Raw genomic sequence first — 16,435 nt, 5'->3', positions numbered from 1 at the left:
GTTGACCGGTCCTCTGTGGTCAGAAAGAAATGGTCGCCGGATAGTCGCACTGGCACACTGGGGACCCATGTCTGAAGGCCTCCCGCTCGACCCCGTGCCCGCCGAGGATCTGCGTACGACCGAGGTCGATCTCGGCGGACTGGTGAACGTCCTCGCCACCCACCTCTACTCCACCCCGCTGGTCGCCCTGCGCGAACTCGTCCAGAACGCCCACGACTCGCACACCCGGCGGCTGCTGGAGGATCCGGACGGCGACCACCGGCCGCTGATCCGGGTCCGCGGCGACGCCGGCCGGCGCACCGTCGCCATCGAGGACACCGGCGCCGGTCTGACCGAGCCGGAGATCCACTCCTACCTGGCCACCGTCGGCACCGGCTACACCCGGATGCTGCGCGAACTCACCGGCAACCAGGAGCTGATCGGCGCCTTCGGGCTCGGCTTCCTCTCCGCCTTCTCGGTCGCCGATGAGGTCGTCGTCACCACCACCTCGCACCGCGAGCCGGCCCTCGGCCACCGCTACCGCAGCCGCGGCGGCGAGCAGTACAGCGTCGAACCGGTGCCCGCCCGGCCCGTCCCCGGCACCGTGGTCGAGCTGTCGCTGAAGGCCGAACACGCCCACCTCGCCGACGAGCACGCGCTGCGCGAGGTGCTCGGCCGGTACTGCGTGCTGCTTCCGATCCCGGTCTACGTCGGCGACGACGACCAGCCCGTCAACGCCGTCCCGGTGCCCTGGCGCCAGCAGACCGCGGGGGACCTGCACGCCGCCCGGATGCGGTTCGCCTCCGCCTTCGGCCGGCGCTTCGAACCGCTCACCGCCTTCCCGGTCGAGCCGGTCGAGGGCGGCACCGACGCGATCGGCCTGCTCTGGGTCCAGGACGGCGGCACCTACGGCAGCAGCGACAACCGCGACCTCGCCGTCTACCTGCGCGGCATGCTGCTCTCCGAGGACGGCCGCGACCTGCTGCCCAGCTGGGCCGGGTTCATCGGCGGCGTGGTCGAGTCCAGCCGGCTCACCCCCACCGCCAGCCGCGAGGACCTCCAGCGCGACGAGCACTACCGGGCCCTCCAGCAGACCCTCACCGACGCCATCGTCGAGGGCCTCTACGAGACCGCCCGGCTGCACCCCGCCGCCTGGCGCCGCATCCTCGCCCGGCACGGCCAGGACCTGCTCGGCGCCGCGCTCTGCGACGACCGGCTCTTCACCCTGCTCGCCGACGACGTCCCCGTCCCCACCTCCCAGGGCGACCTGACCGCCGGCGCGCTGCGGGCGGCCGGCGGGGGAGCGGTGCACGTCGCGCTCGGCAGCGGCGGCGGCTTCGAGGAGATGCTCTACCGGGCCATGCAGGTGCCGATCGCCCGCGGCGACCGCTACGCAGTCCTCCCGTTCCTGCGCCGCTACGCCGGCCTGCGCGACTGCCGGATCGTCGAACTCGGCAGTGAGAGCGGCAACCGCGAGCTGTTCCGCGACCCGGAGCGCCCGCTGCCCGCGGAGGAGGCCGGGTGGCTGGCCGGCGCCCTCGCCGAACCGGGCGAGCAGCTCGTCCCGGCCCGGTTCGACCCGCCCGGCCTGCCACTGGTGCTGGTGCCGGACCGCGAGGCCGAGCTCAAGGCCCGGATCGAGGACGACCAGGCGGACGCCCGGATCCCGTCCGCCGCGCTGCGCCTGGCCCGGGCGTTCACCGCCCGCACCGACGGCGAGGTGAAGGCCCGGCTGTACCTCAACCTCGCCTGCCCCGCCGTCCAGGACCTGCTGACCGCCTACCGCGCCGGGCACACCGGCAGCGCCACCGCCGCCGGGCTGCTCCGCTCGCTCAAGGTGATCATGGCGGCGGCCTCGGCCGGTTCGGCCGGCGGAGACCTCACGGCGGCCCTGGCCGGCATCGGCACGGCGGTCTCGGCGCTGACCGCGGCCGTCCCCGAGGGCCTGCCCGGCGTCCCGGACAGCCCGGACGGCCTGGGCGGTCCCGGTGGTCCCGGTGGTCCCGAGGATCGCTCCGACGGGCGCACCGGGGGGTTCTGAACCGTGCCCCCGCAGGCCGGGTCGCCGGCCGGGTCGCCAGGCGGACCGTCAGAGGCCGTCATCACACTGTCCATCAGCACGACGCACAACCCGCAGGGGGAGACGGAACCGGTATGAGCACCGACATCTGGGCCTGGGTGCACGACACCCACCAGCAGCTGGCCGAGGCCGGCCACCGGCGGCTGGCCGACGCCATCTACGAACTCCCCGGCCACGCCAACGAGGGGCGCAACGACCAGCTCGACGCCGTCTTCCCGGAGGCCGTCGCCGCCGCCCGGGCGCTCGGCCTGCCCTGGGTCGAGGTCTACCTGCGGCACTGGCGGATGCAGAACCTGCTGAACAAGCGCCACCAGGGCGAGCAGGCCCTGCCCGAGGCGGTCGACCTGCTGGAGTTCGCGCACCGCGAGGAGACCGCGGGCTGCCCGCAGTCCGTCTGCGTGGTGCAGGACTTCGCGATCTGCCACGCCCGGGTCGACGGCCCCGGCTACGTGGCCGAGCGGATCGCCGTGCTCAGCGAGACGCTGGACCGGATCGAGCCCGCCCGGGCCTGCTTCGACTGCCTCTCCCGGGAGTACTCCGACGCCCTGGAGGACGACGGCCGCCCGGCCGAGGCGCTCAGCCACCTCGACACCGCCGCCGCCCGGATCCAGGCGGCCGGCGAGCGGCTCTCGCTGCACTTCCACCACGCCCGGGCCGGCACCCTCCACCTGCTCGACCGGCACGAGGAGGTGCTGGCCCTGCTCGACACCGCCGAGCAGGCCGAGCGCGTCCGGGGCCGCGAGATCGACGAGAGCGACCGGCGCTGGGGCGCCCTGCTGCGGGCCCGCGCGCTCGCCTCGCTGGGCCGCACCGAGGAGGCCCTCGCCCTGCTGCCCCCGCTGGAGCAGGCCGAGCGCCACGCGGACCTGCGGGCGGGGTGGACGAAGACGGTCGAGCTGCTGGTCGCCGCGGGCGCCTGGGAGAACGACGCCGAGCTCGGGGCGGCCCTGGCCGGCTGGGTCGGCTACCTCGACGCCACCGGCTCGCACCGCCCCTGCGTCGACCTGCTGCTGGCCGCCGGGCGGCTGGCGCTGGCCCGCGGCGCCCGGACGGTCGCGCTCACCCTGGCCGCCACCGGCGAGCGCAAGCTCGGCCGGCTGCGGCGCACCGAGGGCGTCGCCGAGCAGGTCGCCGAGCTGCGGAAGGCCGCCGAGGCGCTCGCGGTGCCCGCGCTGCCGGTGCCACCCGCCGAGCTGGCGGCCCACCTCGCCGAGACGGACGCGCCCTACGAGAGCGCCGCCGACCTGCTCTCCGCCGCCCTGGAGCAGTACCGGGGCGAGCCCGCCGGCGCCACCGGGCTGGCGCTCAGCCTGGCCGCGGTGCTGGGCGGCCTCGGCCACGCCCGGGCCGCCGCCGACCTGCTCTGGGAGCGGCTCGACACCGATCCGGCGAGCGAGGAGCTGACCGGCATGCTCGGCGCGATGCTGATCGAGGCGAAGGACGACGAGGGCGTCCGCCGCCTCGCCGACCGGCTCGCCCTGACCAGCCCGGCGGACGGGCACTGGGTGCGGGCGCGCTGGGCCGCCGCCGAGGGCCGCTGGGCCGAGGCGGTGGAGCAGTGCGAGGCGATCCTGGCCGCGCACCCGGACCGGATCAACACCCGCCGGCTGGCCGCCACCGCGGCGACCGAGCTGGGCGACCACGTGACCGTGCAGCGGCTGTACCAGGAGATCCTGGAGCACGCGCTGCCCGCCGAGGGCACCCCGGAGCACGAGCGGCACCGCACCGTCCGGGAGCCGGACCTCTGGCACCTGATCACCGCGGCCACCGTCAACCGGGACTGGGCCGTGGTCCGCTCCACCGGCGCGCTGATCGGCATCGAGTTCGACGAGCCCGAGGGCCCGGTGGACGAGGAGTGGCAGCTGGTCACCGTCCGGGCCACCCGGACCAACGGCGCCACCGCGGACCTGCCGGCCGTCCGGACCGGTCCGGCGACCGCCCGGATCCTGCCGGTGCTCGGCGACGACCTGACGCTCAACCACGGCGACGTGGTGGTCTTCGGCCCGGCCCTGCTGGAGGAGCCGCCGCCCGAGGACGCCCCGGAGGAGGAGAAGCGGCGCTGGCGTCCGGTGTTCGGGCTGCTGACCCTGCTCGACCCGGCCGGCTGCACCACCTACTGGATCGACGGCGGCTGGCCGGGAGACCAGGCCTGGGGCGAGCTGCGCGAGGAACTGCAGCAGGCCGGCTACGCGGTGTGGGCGTACAGCGGGGAGCAGTACAGCATCACCGACCCGGCGGAGGAGGACGGCATGCTGCCCGGCATCTACGCCGCCCTCGCCGTGCCGCCCACCGCGCAGGCCGCCGAGGCGGACGCGCTGCTGCACCGGCTCACCGCGGCCTGGCCGCACCCGCTCGCCTGGCTCGACCTGGCCAGGGCCGCGGGCGCGGACACCGCCCGGCACGAGGGGATCATCGAGCGCTACGGCCTCTGAGCTCTCCGTACCGTCCACGGCCCCGGCGGGCCGGCCTCCCAGGCCCCCGCCGGGGCCGTGGTGCGCTCGGCCCCGCCCCGGTCCGCGCCGCTGCCGCCCCGCCGCCGTCCGGGTTCCCTCCGCCGGGCCGGGGCCGCTCCAGCCTCCTGCTTTAGATCCTCTTGGTGAATGCTTTACTGTTTCATTGCCAAGAGTCGACCCCCTCAGGAGCGTCCACCCCGTGACCAGCCTCGCCCTCGGCCCGTCCTGGCTCGATCCGACCCACCTGATCTCCACCTTCGGGCCGCTCGGCATCCTGGCCATCGTCTTCGCCGAGTCCGGCCTGTTGATCGGCTTCTTCCTGCCGGGGGACTCGCTGCTCTTCACCACCGGTCTCCTGGTGGCCGACGGCAGCTACCTCCACCAGCCGCTCTGGCTGATCTGCGCACTGATCGTGGCCGCCGCCGTGGCCGGGGACCAGGTCGGCTACCTCTTCGGCCGCAAGGTCGGACCAGGCCTGTTCCGCCGCCCCGACTCCCGGCTGTTCAAGCAGGAGAACGTGGAGAAGGCGGCCGCCTTCTTCGACCGGCACGGTCCGAAGGCCATCGTGCTGGCCCGCTTCGTGCCGATCGTGCGGACCTTCACACCGATCGTCGCAGGGGTGAGCGGGATGAACTACCGGACCTTCGTCCTCTTCAACCTCATCGGCGGGGTGCTCTGGGGCGCCGGCGTCACAGTGCTCGGCTACTTCCTGGGCCAGATCCCCTTCGTCCGTGACAACATCGAGGCGATCCTGGTCGGCATCGTGCTGGTCTCGGTGATCCCGGTGGCCGTCGAACTCCTCCGGGCCCGCCGGGCGGGCGCCTCCACCGCGCGCCACCGCGCCGGGTAGGCACCCACGGGCGCGGCCGCCCGCCGCCGCGTACATGTGCGTCCGGCTGTTCGATCAGGCAAGGTGTAACCGGAGATCGAACGGCGGCCCGGGAAGCCCGGTGCCACCAAGGGGCGGCGAGGAGCGGAAGTGCCTAAGCGGGGCCGACCGGGCGGGGGCAAGCGGGCCAGGGGCGGCAGAGCGGCCCGGCAGACCCGCCGCACCGGGCCGCAGACACCTCCGGCGCAGCCGGTCCACCCCTCCGCCGCGCCGCCCACCGAGGGGCTGCTCGGGCACTCGGCCCCGTTCGCCGAGCCCGCCACCGTGATCCCGCTCGTCCCGCCGGTCCCGCCGACCAAGGGCCTGCTGGCCCCCGAGCCCCCCTCACCCGTCGAGCCCACCGCGCCCCCTGCGCCCCCCACGCCCGTCGACTCCGTGCCGGGGCATGTGCCGGGGCCCGGCCCCGAGGCGCCCGCGCGCCGCCCGCGCTCGGTCGCCGAGGACACCCTCACCCCCGAGGAGTGGCGCGCCGCCGGCTACACCCCGCCCACCGGGATCGCCGTCCCCACCCTCCAGGTCGGCGCCCCCGGCGAGGCACCCTGGCCGGACCGGATGCGCACCCTGCTGCGCACCCCGATGTCCGAGCGCCCGGCCTTCGAGCGGACCGCCCGCGAGCTGCACCCCTCCGCCTCCGCCGCCCGCAACGTCCCGCGCATCCTCGACCTGACGCTGCGAATCGGCGAGCTGCTGCTCGCCAGCGGGGAGGCCGCCGAGGACGTCGAGGCGGCCATGCTCGGCATCGCGCACGCCTACCGGCTGGACCGCTGCGAGCCGCAGGTCACCTTCACCCTGATCGGCATCTCCCACCAGCCCTCGCTGGTCGAGCCGCCGATCACCGCGGACCGCGTGGTGCGCCGCCGCACCTCGGACTACACCCGCCTCACCGCCGTCTACGAGCTGGTCGCCGACATCACCGCGGAGCAGGTCACCGTCAACGACGCGTACCGCCGCCTCGCCGCGATCCGCCGCAACCGGCACCCCTACCCGGCCTGGGTGCTCTCGCTGAACACCGGACTGCTGGCCGGCGCGGCGACCTTCCTGGTCGGCGGGCGGATGGACGACAAGGCCTGGCTGGTCTTCGCCAGCGCCTTCACCGCCGCCGTCCTGGGCGACCGGCTGGCCTCGTCGATCGCCCGCCGCGGACTGCCGGAGTTCTACCAGTTCGTGCTCGCCGCGATGCCCGCGGCGGCCTCCGGCATCATCCTGTCCTTCAACGACTGGGGGCTGCGCGGCTCCGTCGTGATCACCGGCGGACTGTTCGCCCTGCTCCCCGGGCGCGCCCTGGTGGCCGCCGTCCAGGACGGCCTGACCGGCTTCTACATCACCGCCGCCGCCCGGCTGCTCGAAGTGATCTACCTGGTCGCGGGCATCGTGATCGGCGTGATGCTGATCCTCTACCTCGGCGTCGGCTTCGAGGCCAGGCTCAGACCGGACGAGAGCCTGGTCGGCGTCAACTACCCGCCGGTCCAGATGGTCGCCGCGCTGGTCCTGACCCTCGCCTTCGCGATGCTGCTGCAGACCGACCGCCGCGCACTCGCGATGGTCACCCTGAACAGCGGCATCGGCTGGTCCAGCTACGGCGTGCTGGTCTACAACGCGGGCGTCTCCCCGATCGTGGCGACCGGCGTCGCGGCCGGCCTGGTCGGCCTCTTCGGGCAGCTGATGGCCCGTTACCGCTACGCCTCGGCGCTGCCCTACGTGACGGCGGCGATCGGGCCGCTGATGCCGGGTTCGGCGCTCTACCTGGGGATGCTCTCCTTCGCCCAGGGCCACGCCAGCGGCGGCCTGGTCCAGATCAGCCGCGCGGCGGCGATCGCCATGGCGCTGGCGATCGGCGTCAACCTCGGTGGCGAGGTCGCCCGGCTCTTCATGAAGCTCCCCGGCGGCGGCGGCGAACGGCCGCTGCTCGCCCCGGCCGTCCCCAGACGGGCGGCCAAGCGCACCCGGGGCTTCTGACCGGGCGTTGGAACAGGCACGGAGCCACGCGGACCGGTGGTTGGGCGGCTGTTGTCCCCCGGTCCATGTCGCGGCAGGCAGCACGCAGTACCAGGAACGAAGGTAAGACCCATGACCACACTGCTGGACGGCTACCGCGAGCACATCCTCGCCTCGCACAAACAACCGCTGTTCCTGCTGCTGGTCGGCTTCATCACCTCCTTCGTGTTCATCCGGTTCAGCGTGCGGATGATCAGGGCCAAGGTGCGCTGGTGGCCCGGCAACGTCACCCCCGGCGGGCTGCACATCCACCACATGGTGTTCGGCCTGGGCTTCCTGCTGGTGGGCGGCATCGGGGTGTTCGCGACCTACGGCGGGCACCCGTGGATCGACCTCTTCGGGCTGCTCTTCGGCATCGGCTGCGGCCTGGTGCTGGACGAGTTCGCGCTGATCCTGCACCTGGACGACGTCTACTGGGGCGAGCAGGGCCGCAAGTCGGTGGACGCGGTGATCTTCGGCATCCTGTTCACCGCGCTGCTGCTCGTCGGGTACGTGCCGCTCGGCGCGGAGCCCAGCCAGGACACCAGGTGGGGGCTGGTCTCGGTGATCTCGGCGAACGCGCTGGCCATGGTCGTCACCCTGCTCAAGGGCAAGCTGTGGACCGGACTGCTCGGGATCATGGTCCCCGGCATCTCCTGGATCGGCGCGATCCGGCTCGCCCGCCCGAACAGCCCCTGGGCGCGCTGGCGGTATGCGACCCGCCCGCGCCGCCGGGCCCGGGCGCTCCGGCGCGAGCGCCGACTGCACCGGCGTGCGGACATCGCCCGTACCTGGCTTTTCGACCTGATCGCCGGCGCCCCCGACAAGGTCTCGGCCAACCACCCCGCCGCCCACCGGGTCGCCGAGCGGATGGCCGCCCGGGCCAGCGCCCACCTCGACGCGCACGCCGCCCGGGCGCTGGCCCGGCGCTCGGCCAGGCTCGCCGACCGCCGCTCGGCGGCCGCCTCGCCCGGCGGCGCGCCGACCGCCGGCGGGTACGCCCGGACGCCGTCCGGCTACGCACCCGCCGGGCACGAGCCGGGCCGCCGGCACGGGGCGCAGGAGCGCCGCCGGACGGTCCGGGCCGGCCGCAGCCGCACCTACGCGGTGCGCCCGACGGGCCTGGAGCGCCGGCCGGACCGGCACCCCCGGTTGCGGCCGCATACGCCCAGGATCCACCGGTAGTTCGTATACCCTGGCGGCCTGACCGGAAGTGAGATGCAGTCGGATCATCCGATGGATCACTCGGTCGGCCGTGCGGGGTTGGTGTGTGAAAAGCGCCGGGCTTGAGAATATTGCGGCGAGTGACTGAATTGTCACGTGATGCGATGTTTCCACCGGATCGTCAGGCCTGGCCGCCCCCACGGCGGTACGGTGCCGGGCGCATGAGAAGGGTGTCCCGTGGCGCGCAGGATCCTGCCGACCCTCCTGTTGTCCCTCGCCTTGTCCCTCACCGCCCTGCCCGGGCTGCTCCCAGCCGCCGCCTCCCCGGTCCTGCCGGTGTCCCTGGTCCTGCCGGTGGCCCCGGTGTCCCCGGTGTCCCCGGTCCTTCCGGCCTCCCCGGCGGACGTCCCGGCTCCGGGTGCACCGGGCGCCGAGGACGAGGCCTATCCCTCGACCGAGGACATCGACCGTTCCCGGACCGAGGCCGACCGGCGGGCCGTCGCGGTCACCGCCATCGAGGCCGGGCTCGCCGCCGCCAGGGCGGAACTCGACCGGGAGGGCCGGGCCGCCGAGCAGGCCGTCGAGGCGTACAACGGCGCCCGGATCGCGCTCGACCGGGCCCGCGGCGAGGAGTCCGCCGCCGCCACCCGCGCCGCCGCGGCCGAGACCGAGCGGGCCGAGGCCGCCGAGGGAGCCGCCCAACTGGCCGCCGAAACGTACCGTCAGGGCACCACCGCCGAACTCTCCGCCATCAACGCCCTGCTCGGCGCGCACGGTCCGCGCGAGGCCGGCGACCAGGCCACCGTGGTCGGCGTCGCCAGCGACCGGACCCGCCAGATCCTGGACGCGGCCACCTCCACGGCTGCCGCCGCCACCCGGGCCTCCGCCGCCGCCCGGCAGGCCGCCGAGACCGCCGCGCGGGCCGCCGCCGAGGTCGGCGCCGCCAGGCAGCGCGCCGAGCAGCGGCTCGCCGCCCAGCAGACCCAGGTCGTCACCGTCGGCCGGCGCCGCGAACAACTGCTCGTCGACCTCGCCGCGGCCCGCAACACCACCGTCGAGTTGGAGCGCCGCCGCCAGGACGCCTTGGAGGCGATCGCGGCCAGAGAGGCGGAGGAGGCCGCCCGGGCCGCCGCGGAGAAGGCCGCCGCCGAGCGGGAGGCTGCGGAGAAGGCCGCTGCGGAGGCCGCTGAGAAGGCTGCCGCGGAGGCCGCGGCGAGTGCCGCCGCTGCCGCCGTGGCCGCGGAGAAGTCGGCCAAGGGCGCGGCTGAGCCGCCGCCCGCCGCCCGCCCGTGGTCGGCGGAGGGCGCCGCAGCGGCCGTCGCCTTCGCCCGCTCCAGGATCAGCCTGCCCTACGTCTGGGGCGGCGAGGGCCCTGGCGGCTACGACTGCTCCGGGCTGACCATGATGGCCTGGCGGCAGGCCGGCCGGCAGCTCAACCACTTCGCCGCCGACCAGTACGCCCAGAGCACCCCGATCGGCTACCGCCAGCTCCGCCCCGGCGACCTGGTCTTCTGGTCCGGCACCGGCCGGGCCGCCGACATCCACCACGTCGGCCTCTACATCGGCGAGGACCAGATGATCGAGGCCCCCCGCCCCGGTATGCCCGTCAAGCAGGCCAGCCTCTGGATCATGGGCACCCCGGACTTCTACGCCCGCCCGTAGCCCGGGGCCCGCCCGTAGCCCGGGGCCCGCCCGTAGCCCGGGGCCCGCCTGTAGCCCGGGGCGCGCCCGTGGTCCTGACCGGCGGCGGTGCCGGAATAAATGGGATGCCGTCCCCGGGGCCCGGTCGTACGGTGGGCCGATGGGCAATGATGTACACGGCGTGACCCGTGATCCGGGGAGCGGCCGACCGGAAGAGGGCGCCGGCGGCGTCGAGATCCGCGCGATCGCCGAGGACGAGATCGTCGCGTGGGACAGGGCGCTGGCCCTCGGGTTCCTCCGCTCCCACGTGGACAGCGCCGCCGACTACCGGCGGCTCCAGTGGCAGCCCGGCCGCCTGCTCGCCGCGCTGGACGGCGGCCGCCACGTCGCCACCTACCGCAGCTTCGACACCGAGCTGACCGTCCCCGGAGGGGCCACCGTCCAGGCGGACGCCGTCACCTCCGTCACCGTCAGCGCCACCCACCGGCGGCGCGGCCTGCTCAGCCGGATGATCACCCGGGACCTCGCGGCCGCCCGCGAGCGCGGCCTGCCGGTCGCCATCCTGATCGCCGCCGAGTACAACATCTACGGCCGGTTCGGCTTCGGCCCGGCCACCCGCGGCCACGGGTGGAACGTCGACCTGCAGCGTGCCCGCGGCCTGCGCGCCGGCCTGCCCACCGTGCCCGGCGGGCGGGTCGACTTCGCCACCATGGAGGAGATGCGCAAGCTGGGCCCCGAGCTGCACGACCGCTGGCGGCTCACCCAGCCCGGCGCGATCGCCCGGGACGAGCTCTGGTGGAAGCGCCAGACCGGCGAGATCCAGGTGCCCGGCTTCGAGTTCAAGGAGCCGTTCGCGGTCGTCCACCGGGACGCCGAGGGCAACGTCACCGGCTACGCGGCCTACAAGGTGGACGACACCTGGGACGGCAGCTACCCCAACTGCACCCTGACCGTCGTCGACTTCCTCGCCCTCGACCGGGCCACCGCCGCCGAACTGTGGCGCTTCGTCCTCTCCGTCGACTGGGTGCGCAAGGTCGTCATCGAGAACATCGGCCCGGACGACCCGCTGCCGCTGCTGCTGGCCGACCCGCGCGCCGCCACCCCGTACGTGGAGAACGCCGACTTCATGTGGCTGCGGGTCCTCGACGTCGAGGCGGCCTTCGCCGCCCGGACGTACGGCGCCCCCGGCCGGATCGTGCTCGACGTCGCGGACCGCCACGGCTACGCCGCCGGCCGCTGGGCCATCGAGGCCGCCGCCGACGGCACCGGCCGGGCCACCCGCACCGCGGACGACGCCGACCTCGCCCTGGACGTCACCGCCCTCGGCTCGCTCTACCTGGGCGGCGAGACCGCGCCCAGGCTGGCCGCCGCCGGTCTGGTCACCGAGCTCCGCCCGGGCGCCGCCGCGGCCGCCGACCTGCTGCTGCGCACCCCGCTGCTCGCCTGGAACCCGGACAGCTTCTGACCGGCGCCCTACGGCGCAGGTCCCCGACGGCACCCGCCGCCGCCCCGACCGGGACGGTGGCGGGTGCCGTCGCGCCACTTGACGGCAGTCCTCCTACTTGACGGCGGTCTTCCCGATGGTGGGCAGGATGAAGTCCTGGATGAGTCCCTTGGCGTCCCGGACGATCGGCCGGAACACCCGGTAGCGGGAGAGGTTGATGACCCGGGCGACCATCGGGGTCGAGCGGTGGATGTACTCGCGGGTGCGCTCGGTGTCCGGGGTGCGGTCGAAGACCCAGTAGAGGACGACGACCATCAGGTTGAGCCAGAGCAGGTCGGGCAGCAGCTCGGCCAGTTCGGCGTCCAGCTTGGGGGCGAGGTCGGAGCCGGTCAGCACCTCGCGGAACAGCTCGACCGCGGTGGCCCGGGCCGGGTGGGACTCATTGGAGAACGGGCTCAGCGAGCTGGTCGGGTCGGCCGCGGTACGGAAGAACTGGGCGGCGAACTCGTGGTACGGCGCCGCGCAGTCGACCCAGGAGGCCACCGCGATCTCCAGGCGCTCGGTGAAGTCCTTGGTGCCGGCCATCCGGCGCCGGGCGTCGGCGGCGTGCTCGTAGGTCATCCGGTCGTAGAACCCCTGGATGAGGAATTCCTTCGACGAGAAGTAGTAGTAGGCGTTGCCGACCGAGACGCCCGCCTCGGCGGCGATGGCGCGCATGGTCGTCTTCTCGTAGCCGCGTTCCTGGAACAGCCGCATGGCCGTCTCCAGGATCAGCGCGCGGGTCTGCTCGCTCTTGTCGGTCTTCGGCTGGGCGCGGCTGCCGCGCGGCTCGGCGGGCGGTGCCGCCGTCGGCGTACCGTCCGCCCCCTCCGGGCTGTCCGTGCCGCCGGTGCCGTTCGTTCCGTTCGTCGCTGCCAGATCGTCCACGGCCACGAGCCTAGCCGGATCGCTCAGCTCCAACCGGTGTCGGTGCGAACGGCACCGGATGCCCCCTCCGCATCCGGTGCCGCCGCTCCGCCCCTCATTCTTTCGAACGCGTTCAAAAGCATGGGGATGACTCTAGGGGCAGGACTTGAACATGTTCAAGTCCGGGGTGTGGGAGGCTCGTCACATGAACGCCACCATTCGTCGGGGTACCGCGCAGGACGCCGCGGCCGTCGCCGAGCTGCACGCCCGCAGCTGGCGCACGGCCTACACCGGGATCGTCCCCGAGGCGGCGCTCGGCGACGGGCTCACCGGCGAGCGGTACGAGGTCTGGGCGCTGCGGCTCTCCGTCGACTACGGCGAGCCGGCCAACACCCCCGAACTCCTGATCGCCGAGGAGGCCGGGAGCGCCGTGGGCTTCGCGTACGTCGTCCCGCAGCCGGACGGGCGGGTCCTGCTCGACAACCTGCACATCCGGCCGGGCCGTACCGGTGGCGGCATCGGCCGCGCACTGCTGGCCGCGGCTCGTGAGCACGTCGCACGGCAGCACCCCGGGGCCGACCTCTATCTGGAGGTGCTGTGCGGGAACACCCGCGCCGTGGCCTTCTACGAGCGCGAGGGCGGGCGCCGCACCGCCGAGCAGGAGGGCGTCTTCCCGGGCGGGTACGTGCTGCCCGAGTACGAGTACACCTGGTCGGCCGAGGCGCTTCGCGCGGTGGCGGGTCAGTCGGTGTCGTAGACCGTCGCCGGCACCCCCCGGTCCACCAGGCGCGCCGTCACCAGCGGCTCGACAGTGTGCCCGCGGCCTTCGGACGTCCCGACCGGTCCCGCCGATCCCGTTGCCGCCGCGGTGCCGGCCGCGGTGCGGTCGCGCGGTCCCCGCAGGTGGCGGCGGCCGGCGAGGGCGATCAGCAGGGCGAGCGCGGCTGCGCCGGCCGGCAGCCAGTAGCCGGTGCCCGGGGCGCCGTGCTCGGCGACCGTCCCGCCCAGGGCCGCGCCGGCCGAGATGCCGACCACGATGCCGGCACCGCGACGGCCATCCCCTCGTTCAGCTGCCGCTGCGGCAGCAGCTCCTGCACCAGCGTCATCCCGGTGACCATGGTCGGCGCGGTGCCCGACCCGGCCACGAACAGCACCGCCCCGAGCACGCCGAGACCGGCACCGCCCAGCCCCGCCGCCAGCGGCAGGAGCAGCAGCCCGGCCATCGCCGCGACCCCCAGCAGGAAGCGGGTACCCGCCGCCCGGCGCGGCCGCAGCAGCCCGAAGACCAGCCCCGCCACACAGGATCCGCCCGCCACCAAGCCCAGCAGCACGCCCGCCAGCGGCTTCCGGCCGAGCGCGTCGGCGTACGCGAGGGTGGTGACCTCCAGCGAGCCGAAGAGCGCGCCGGTGGCCAGGAAGGTCAGCAGCATGACCCGCAGCCCGGGCACCCGCAGCGGCGAGCCGTGCCGCTCCCTGGCGGTGGCCGCGGTGAGCGGCGGCTCGGTCCGCCGCTGGGCGGCGAACAGCAGCGCGCCCGCGGTGCCGAGCACGCCCGCAGTGATCAGCCCGGCCTCCGGCGCCACCGTGGTGCAGAGCAGCAGCGCCAGCACCGGCCCGGCCATGAAGCACAGCTCGTCCAGTGCCTGTTCGAGGGAGTTGGCCAGGTGCCGGGCCGCCGGGTCCGCCCGGTACAGGTGCGCCCAGCGGGACCGGGCCATACCGCCCAGGTTCGGCGCGCCCGCGCTCGCCGCCCAGCACGCGTACAGCGTCCAGTCCGGCGCGCCGAACCGGACGCAGAGCAGCAGCCCGGTGAGCGGAACGGCGTTGTACAGCACGGCCGGTACGGTCACCCGTGCCTGCCCGTACCGGTCCACCAGCCGTCCGATCAGTGGCAGTCCGATCGCCCCGGTGGCCAGCCCGGCCGCCGCGACGGTGCCCGCCAGCGCGTACGAGCCGCGCCGCTCGCTGATCAGCACCACCAGGGCGACGCCGGTCATCGACAGCGGGAGGCGGCCGAGCAGCCCGGCCAGGGTGAAGGCGGCGGTGCCGGGCAGGGCGAACAGCCGGCGGTACGAGACGGGCATGGGACTCCGAAGGAGAAGGGGGTGGATGTCCCCAGCGTCGCGGAGCCGCTCGTCGGCGGTCCAACACCTGTTTCGCCGCATTCACAACATCATGTTGTTAATCTGCCGCCATGTCCCGTGACCTGCACCCCCGTCTGCTGCGCGGCTTCGTCGCGACCGCCGAGACCCTCCACTTCGGCCGGGCCGCCGAGCGCCTGCACATCGCCCAGCAGGCGCTCAGCCGGGACATCCGCTCACTGGAGGGCCTGTTCGGCGACGCGCTGTTCACCAGGAGCACCCGCAGCGTCGAACTCACCCCGGCCGGGCTGCGGTTGCTGCCCAAGGCCCGCAGGCTGCTGGACCTGCACGACGAACTGGTCACGGACGCGGCGCACCGCCCGCTGCTGCTCGACCTGAACAGCGACGTCACCGGACCGGATCTGACCTCCGCCCGGATCCTCGAACAGGCCCGCGCCGCCTGGCCGCAGGGCGAGATCCTGGCCCGGTTCCACGGTGGCCTCGCGGCGGCGGCCGGCGAGCTGCTGGCCCACCGGCTGGACGTCTCGTTCGGCCGATTCGCCGGGCTGGCTGCCGGGCAGCGCGCCCAACTCCACCAGACCCCGGTGCGGTTGGAGCGGATCTCGGTGATGATGGCGGTCGGCCACCCGCTCGCCGACCGGCCGGTGCTGCGCCTCGCGGAGCTGGCCGACCACCCGGTGGACGTCTGCGCCGGCAACCCGGCCACCACCGAGTGGGCCGAGCTGGGCGGCAGACTGCTGCGCGAGCACGGGCTGACCCCGGCCGCGCCGTACGTGCCGCCGGTCGGGGTCGACGAGACGGCCCGCTACCTCACCCGGCACGGCGATCCGATGCTGACCACCACCGGCGGACCGCTGATCCCCGGTGTGGTGAACGTGCCGCTGGTCGACCCGGTGCCGCTCAGCCTGGTCAGCCTGGTGTGCCGCCCGCAGCTGCGCCACCCGGGGCTGACGGCGCTGGCCGAGGCGGCGGCGGGGCTCGGCGCGCGCGAGGGCTGGCTGCGCCGCCCGGCGGGCAGCTGGCTGCCGGACGCGGACGCGGCGCTGCTGACGGTCTGACGATTTTCCCGCGGATTCGGGGATTGCCGGGCCCCCGGCGGTTGTTGTGGCCGGGGACGACCTCGCCCCTGCCGCTCGGGGGTCGGCAGGGGCGAGGCGTTCTCGGTGCGGCGGCGGAGGCCGGGTCAGGCGGCCTTGACGGCGGAGATGTCGAAGCTGAGCTTGACCTTCTCGCCGATCAGGACGCCCCCGGTCTCCAGGGCGGCGTTGTACGTCAGGCCCCAGTCGGTGCGGTCCAGGACGGCCGAGCCCTCGAAGCCGACCCGCTCGGCGCCGTACGCGTCGGTGGCGCTGCCGGTGTAGTCCAGGTCCAGGACGACCTGGCGGGTGGTGCCCTTGATGGTGAGGTCGCCGGTCATCCGGTACGAGTCGCCGCGCAGCCGCTCGGCGGAGGTGGAGCGGAAGCGGATCTCGGGGTGGGCCTCGGCGGCGAAGAAGTCGCCGGTGCGCAGGTGCTCGTCGCGCTGGGCCTGGTTGGTGTCGATGCTCGCGACCTTGATGACCAGCTCGGCGCTGGAGTCGGTCGGCGTCGTCCCGTTCAGGTGCAGCTTGCCGTCGTACTCGGTGAAGCGGCCCTTGACGTTCGTCACCATCGCGTGGCGCACCGAGAAGCCGACCTCGCTGTGGGTGGTGTCGATGGTCCAGTCGCCGGTGAGGTGGCCCAGCTCCGGCCCGGCGGGGGCCTCGGCGACGGCGACGGCGGTGGTGGTCTTGGTGCGGTTGAAGATGCCCATGGCTCCTCCTC

Annotated in this window: 12 protein-coding genes; 9 read left to right on the top strand and 3 right to left on the bottom strand. The window is 74.5% G+C overall.

The window, feature by feature from the left end; genetic code table 11:
* Positions 1-67: 67 nt before the first annotated feature.
* The 7 genes from ACIGZJ_RS12100 to ACIGZJ_RS12070 all read left to right on the top strand — a co-directional run bounded on the left by ACIGZJ_RS12100 (position 68) and on the right by ACIGZJ_RS12070 (position 11,645).
* Positions 68-2,020 (top strand): ATP-binding protein, encoded by a 1,953-nt coding sequence (locus ACIGZJ_RS12100; RefSeq protein ID WP_396457068.1) that lies wholly within the window; start codon positions 68-70, stop codon positions 2,018-2,020.
* A 113-nt stretch (positions 2,021-2,133) separates the two neighbouring features.
* Positions 2,134-4,491, top strand: a complete 2,358-nt coding sequence (locus tag ACIGZJ_RS12095) for a hypothetical protein (RefSeq protein ID WP_396457067.1) — start codon at positions 2,134-2,136, stop codon at positions 4,489-4,491.
* Between the two features lie 220 nt (positions 4,492-4,711).
* The gene (locus ACIGZJ_RS12090; protein ID WP_396457066.1) at positions 4,712-5,362 is read left to right on the top strand and encodes a DedA family protein; all 651 of its coding nucleotides are present in this window, start codon (positions 4,712-4,714) and stop codon (positions 5,360-5,362) included.
* Between the two features lie 129 nt (positions 5,363-5,491).
* Entirely contained in the window at positions 5,492-7,357 is a 1,866-nt protein-coding gene (locus ACIGZJ_RS12085) for a threonine/serine exporter ThrE family protein (protein ID WP_396457065.1), read from the top strand.
* Between the two features lie 111 nt (positions 7,358-7,468).
* Complete coding sequence (locus ACIGZJ_RS12080; protein ID WP_396457064.1) at positions 7,469-8,560, top strand: hypothetical protein; 1,092 nt, start codon at positions 7,469-7,471, stop codon at positions 8,558-8,560.
* A gap of 216 nt (positions 8,561-8,776) precedes the next feature.
* On the top strand, positions 8,777-10,201 hold the full coding sequence (locus ACIGZJ_RS12075; protein WP_396457063.1) for a C40 family peptidase: 1,425 nt from the start codon (positions 8,777-8,779) through the stop codon (positions 10,199-10,201).
* Between the two features lie 139 nt (positions 10,202-10,340).
* Positions 10,341-11,645 carry a GNAT family N-acetyltransferase gene (locus ACIGZJ_RS12070; protein ID WP_396457062.1) on the top strand — a complete coding sequence of 435 codons (1,305 nt, stop codon included), beginning with the start codon at positions 10,341-10,343 and terminating at the stop codon, positions 11,643-11,645.
* 93 nt (positions 11,646-11,738) lie between these two features.
* On the opposite strand, the gene ACIGZJ_RS12065 is transcribed toward ACIGZJ_RS12070, so the two are convergent.
* The gene (locus tag ACIGZJ_RS12065; RefSeq protein ID WP_396457120.1) at positions 11,739-12,542 is read right to left on the bottom strand and encodes a TetR family transcriptional regulator; all 804 of its coding nucleotides are present in this window, start codon (positions 12,540-12,542) and stop codon (positions 11,739-11,741) included.
* Between the two features lie 193 nt (positions 12,543-12,735).
* Between ACIGZJ_RS12065 and ACIGZJ_RS12060 the strand changes: the two genes are divergently transcribed.
* Positions 12,736-13,287, top strand: coding sequence for a GNAT family N-acetyltransferase (locus ACIGZJ_RS12060; RefSeq protein WP_396457061.1), 552 nt, complete (start codon positions 12,736-12,738; stop codon positions 13,285-13,287).
* Between the two features lie 169 nt (positions 13,288-13,456).
* On the opposite strand, the gene ACIGZJ_RS12055 is transcribed toward ACIGZJ_RS12060, so the two are convergent.
* Positions 13,457-14,614: an MFS transporter gene (locus ACIGZJ_RS12055; protein WP_396457060.1), complete on the bottom strand. Its 1,158-nt coding sequence runs from the start codon at positions 14,612-14,614 to the stop codon at positions 13,457-13,459.
* Between the two features lie 110 nt (positions 14,615-14,724).
* On the opposite strand from ACIGZJ_RS12055, the gene ACIGZJ_RS12050 reads away from it, so the two are divergent.
* Positions 14,725-15,690 carry a LysR family transcriptional regulator gene (locus ACIGZJ_RS12050; protein WP_396457058.1) on the top strand — a complete coding sequence of 322 codons (966 nt, stop codon included), beginning with the start codon at positions 14,725-14,727 and terminating at the stop codon, positions 15,688-15,690.
* 125 nt (positions 15,691-15,815) lie between these two features.
* Here the strand turns inward: ACIGZJ_RS12050 and ACIGZJ_RS12045 are convergent, their stop codons facing one another.
* The gene (locus ACIGZJ_RS12045; protein WP_396457057.1) at positions 15,816-16,424 is read right to left on the bottom strand and encodes a YceI family protein; all 609 of its coding nucleotides are present in this window, start codon (positions 16,422-16,424) and stop codon (positions 15,816-15,818) included.
* Between the last annotated feature and the right edge of the window lie 11 nt (positions 16,425-16,435).

The sequence above is a fragment of the Kitasatospora sp. NPDC052868 genome, from assembly GCF_044547105.1.
GTDB lineage: Bacteria > Actinomycetota > Actinomycetes > Streptomycetales > Streptomycetaceae > Kitasatospora.
Note: the sequence above shows the minus strand (reverse complement) of the source record. Positions and strands in the feature narration are given on the sequence as shown.

Excerpts from the sequence above, each read along its gene's own strand:
- ACIGZJ_RS12095 (WP_396457067.1), top strand. The coding sequence starts at position 2,134 with ATGAGCACCGACATCTGGGCCTGGGTGCACGACACCCACCAGCAGCTG.
- ACIGZJ_RS12055 (WP_396457060.1), bottom strand. The coding sequence starts at position 14,614 with ATGCCCGTCTCGTACCGCCGGCTGTTCGCCCTGCCCGGCACCGCCGCC.
- ACIGZJ_RS12060 (WP_396457061.1), top strand. The coding sequence starts at position 12,736 with ATGAACGCCACCATTCGTCGGGGTACCGCGCAGGACGCCGCGGCCGTC.
- ACIGZJ_RS12080 (WP_396457064.1), top strand. The coding sequence starts at position 7,469 with ATGACCACACTGCTGGACGGCTACCGCGAGCACATCCTCGCCTCGCAC.
- ACIGZJ_RS12050 (WP_396457058.1), top strand. The coding sequence starts at position 14,725 with ATGTCCCGTGACCTGCACCCCCGTCTGCTGCGCGGCTTCGTCGCGACC.
- ACIGZJ_RS12045 (WP_396457057.1), bottom strand. The coding sequence starts at position 16,424 with ATGGGCATCTTCAACCGCACCAAGACCACCACCGCCGTCGCCGTCGCC.
- ACIGZJ_RS12070 (WP_396457062.1), top strand. The coding sequence starts at position 10,341 with ATGGGCAATGATGTACACGGCGTGACCCGTGATCCGGGGAGCGGCCGA.
- ACIGZJ_RS12100 (WP_396457068.1), top strand. The coding sequence starts at position 68 with ATGTCTGAAGGCCTCCCGCTCGACCCCGTGCCCGCCGAGGATCTGCGT.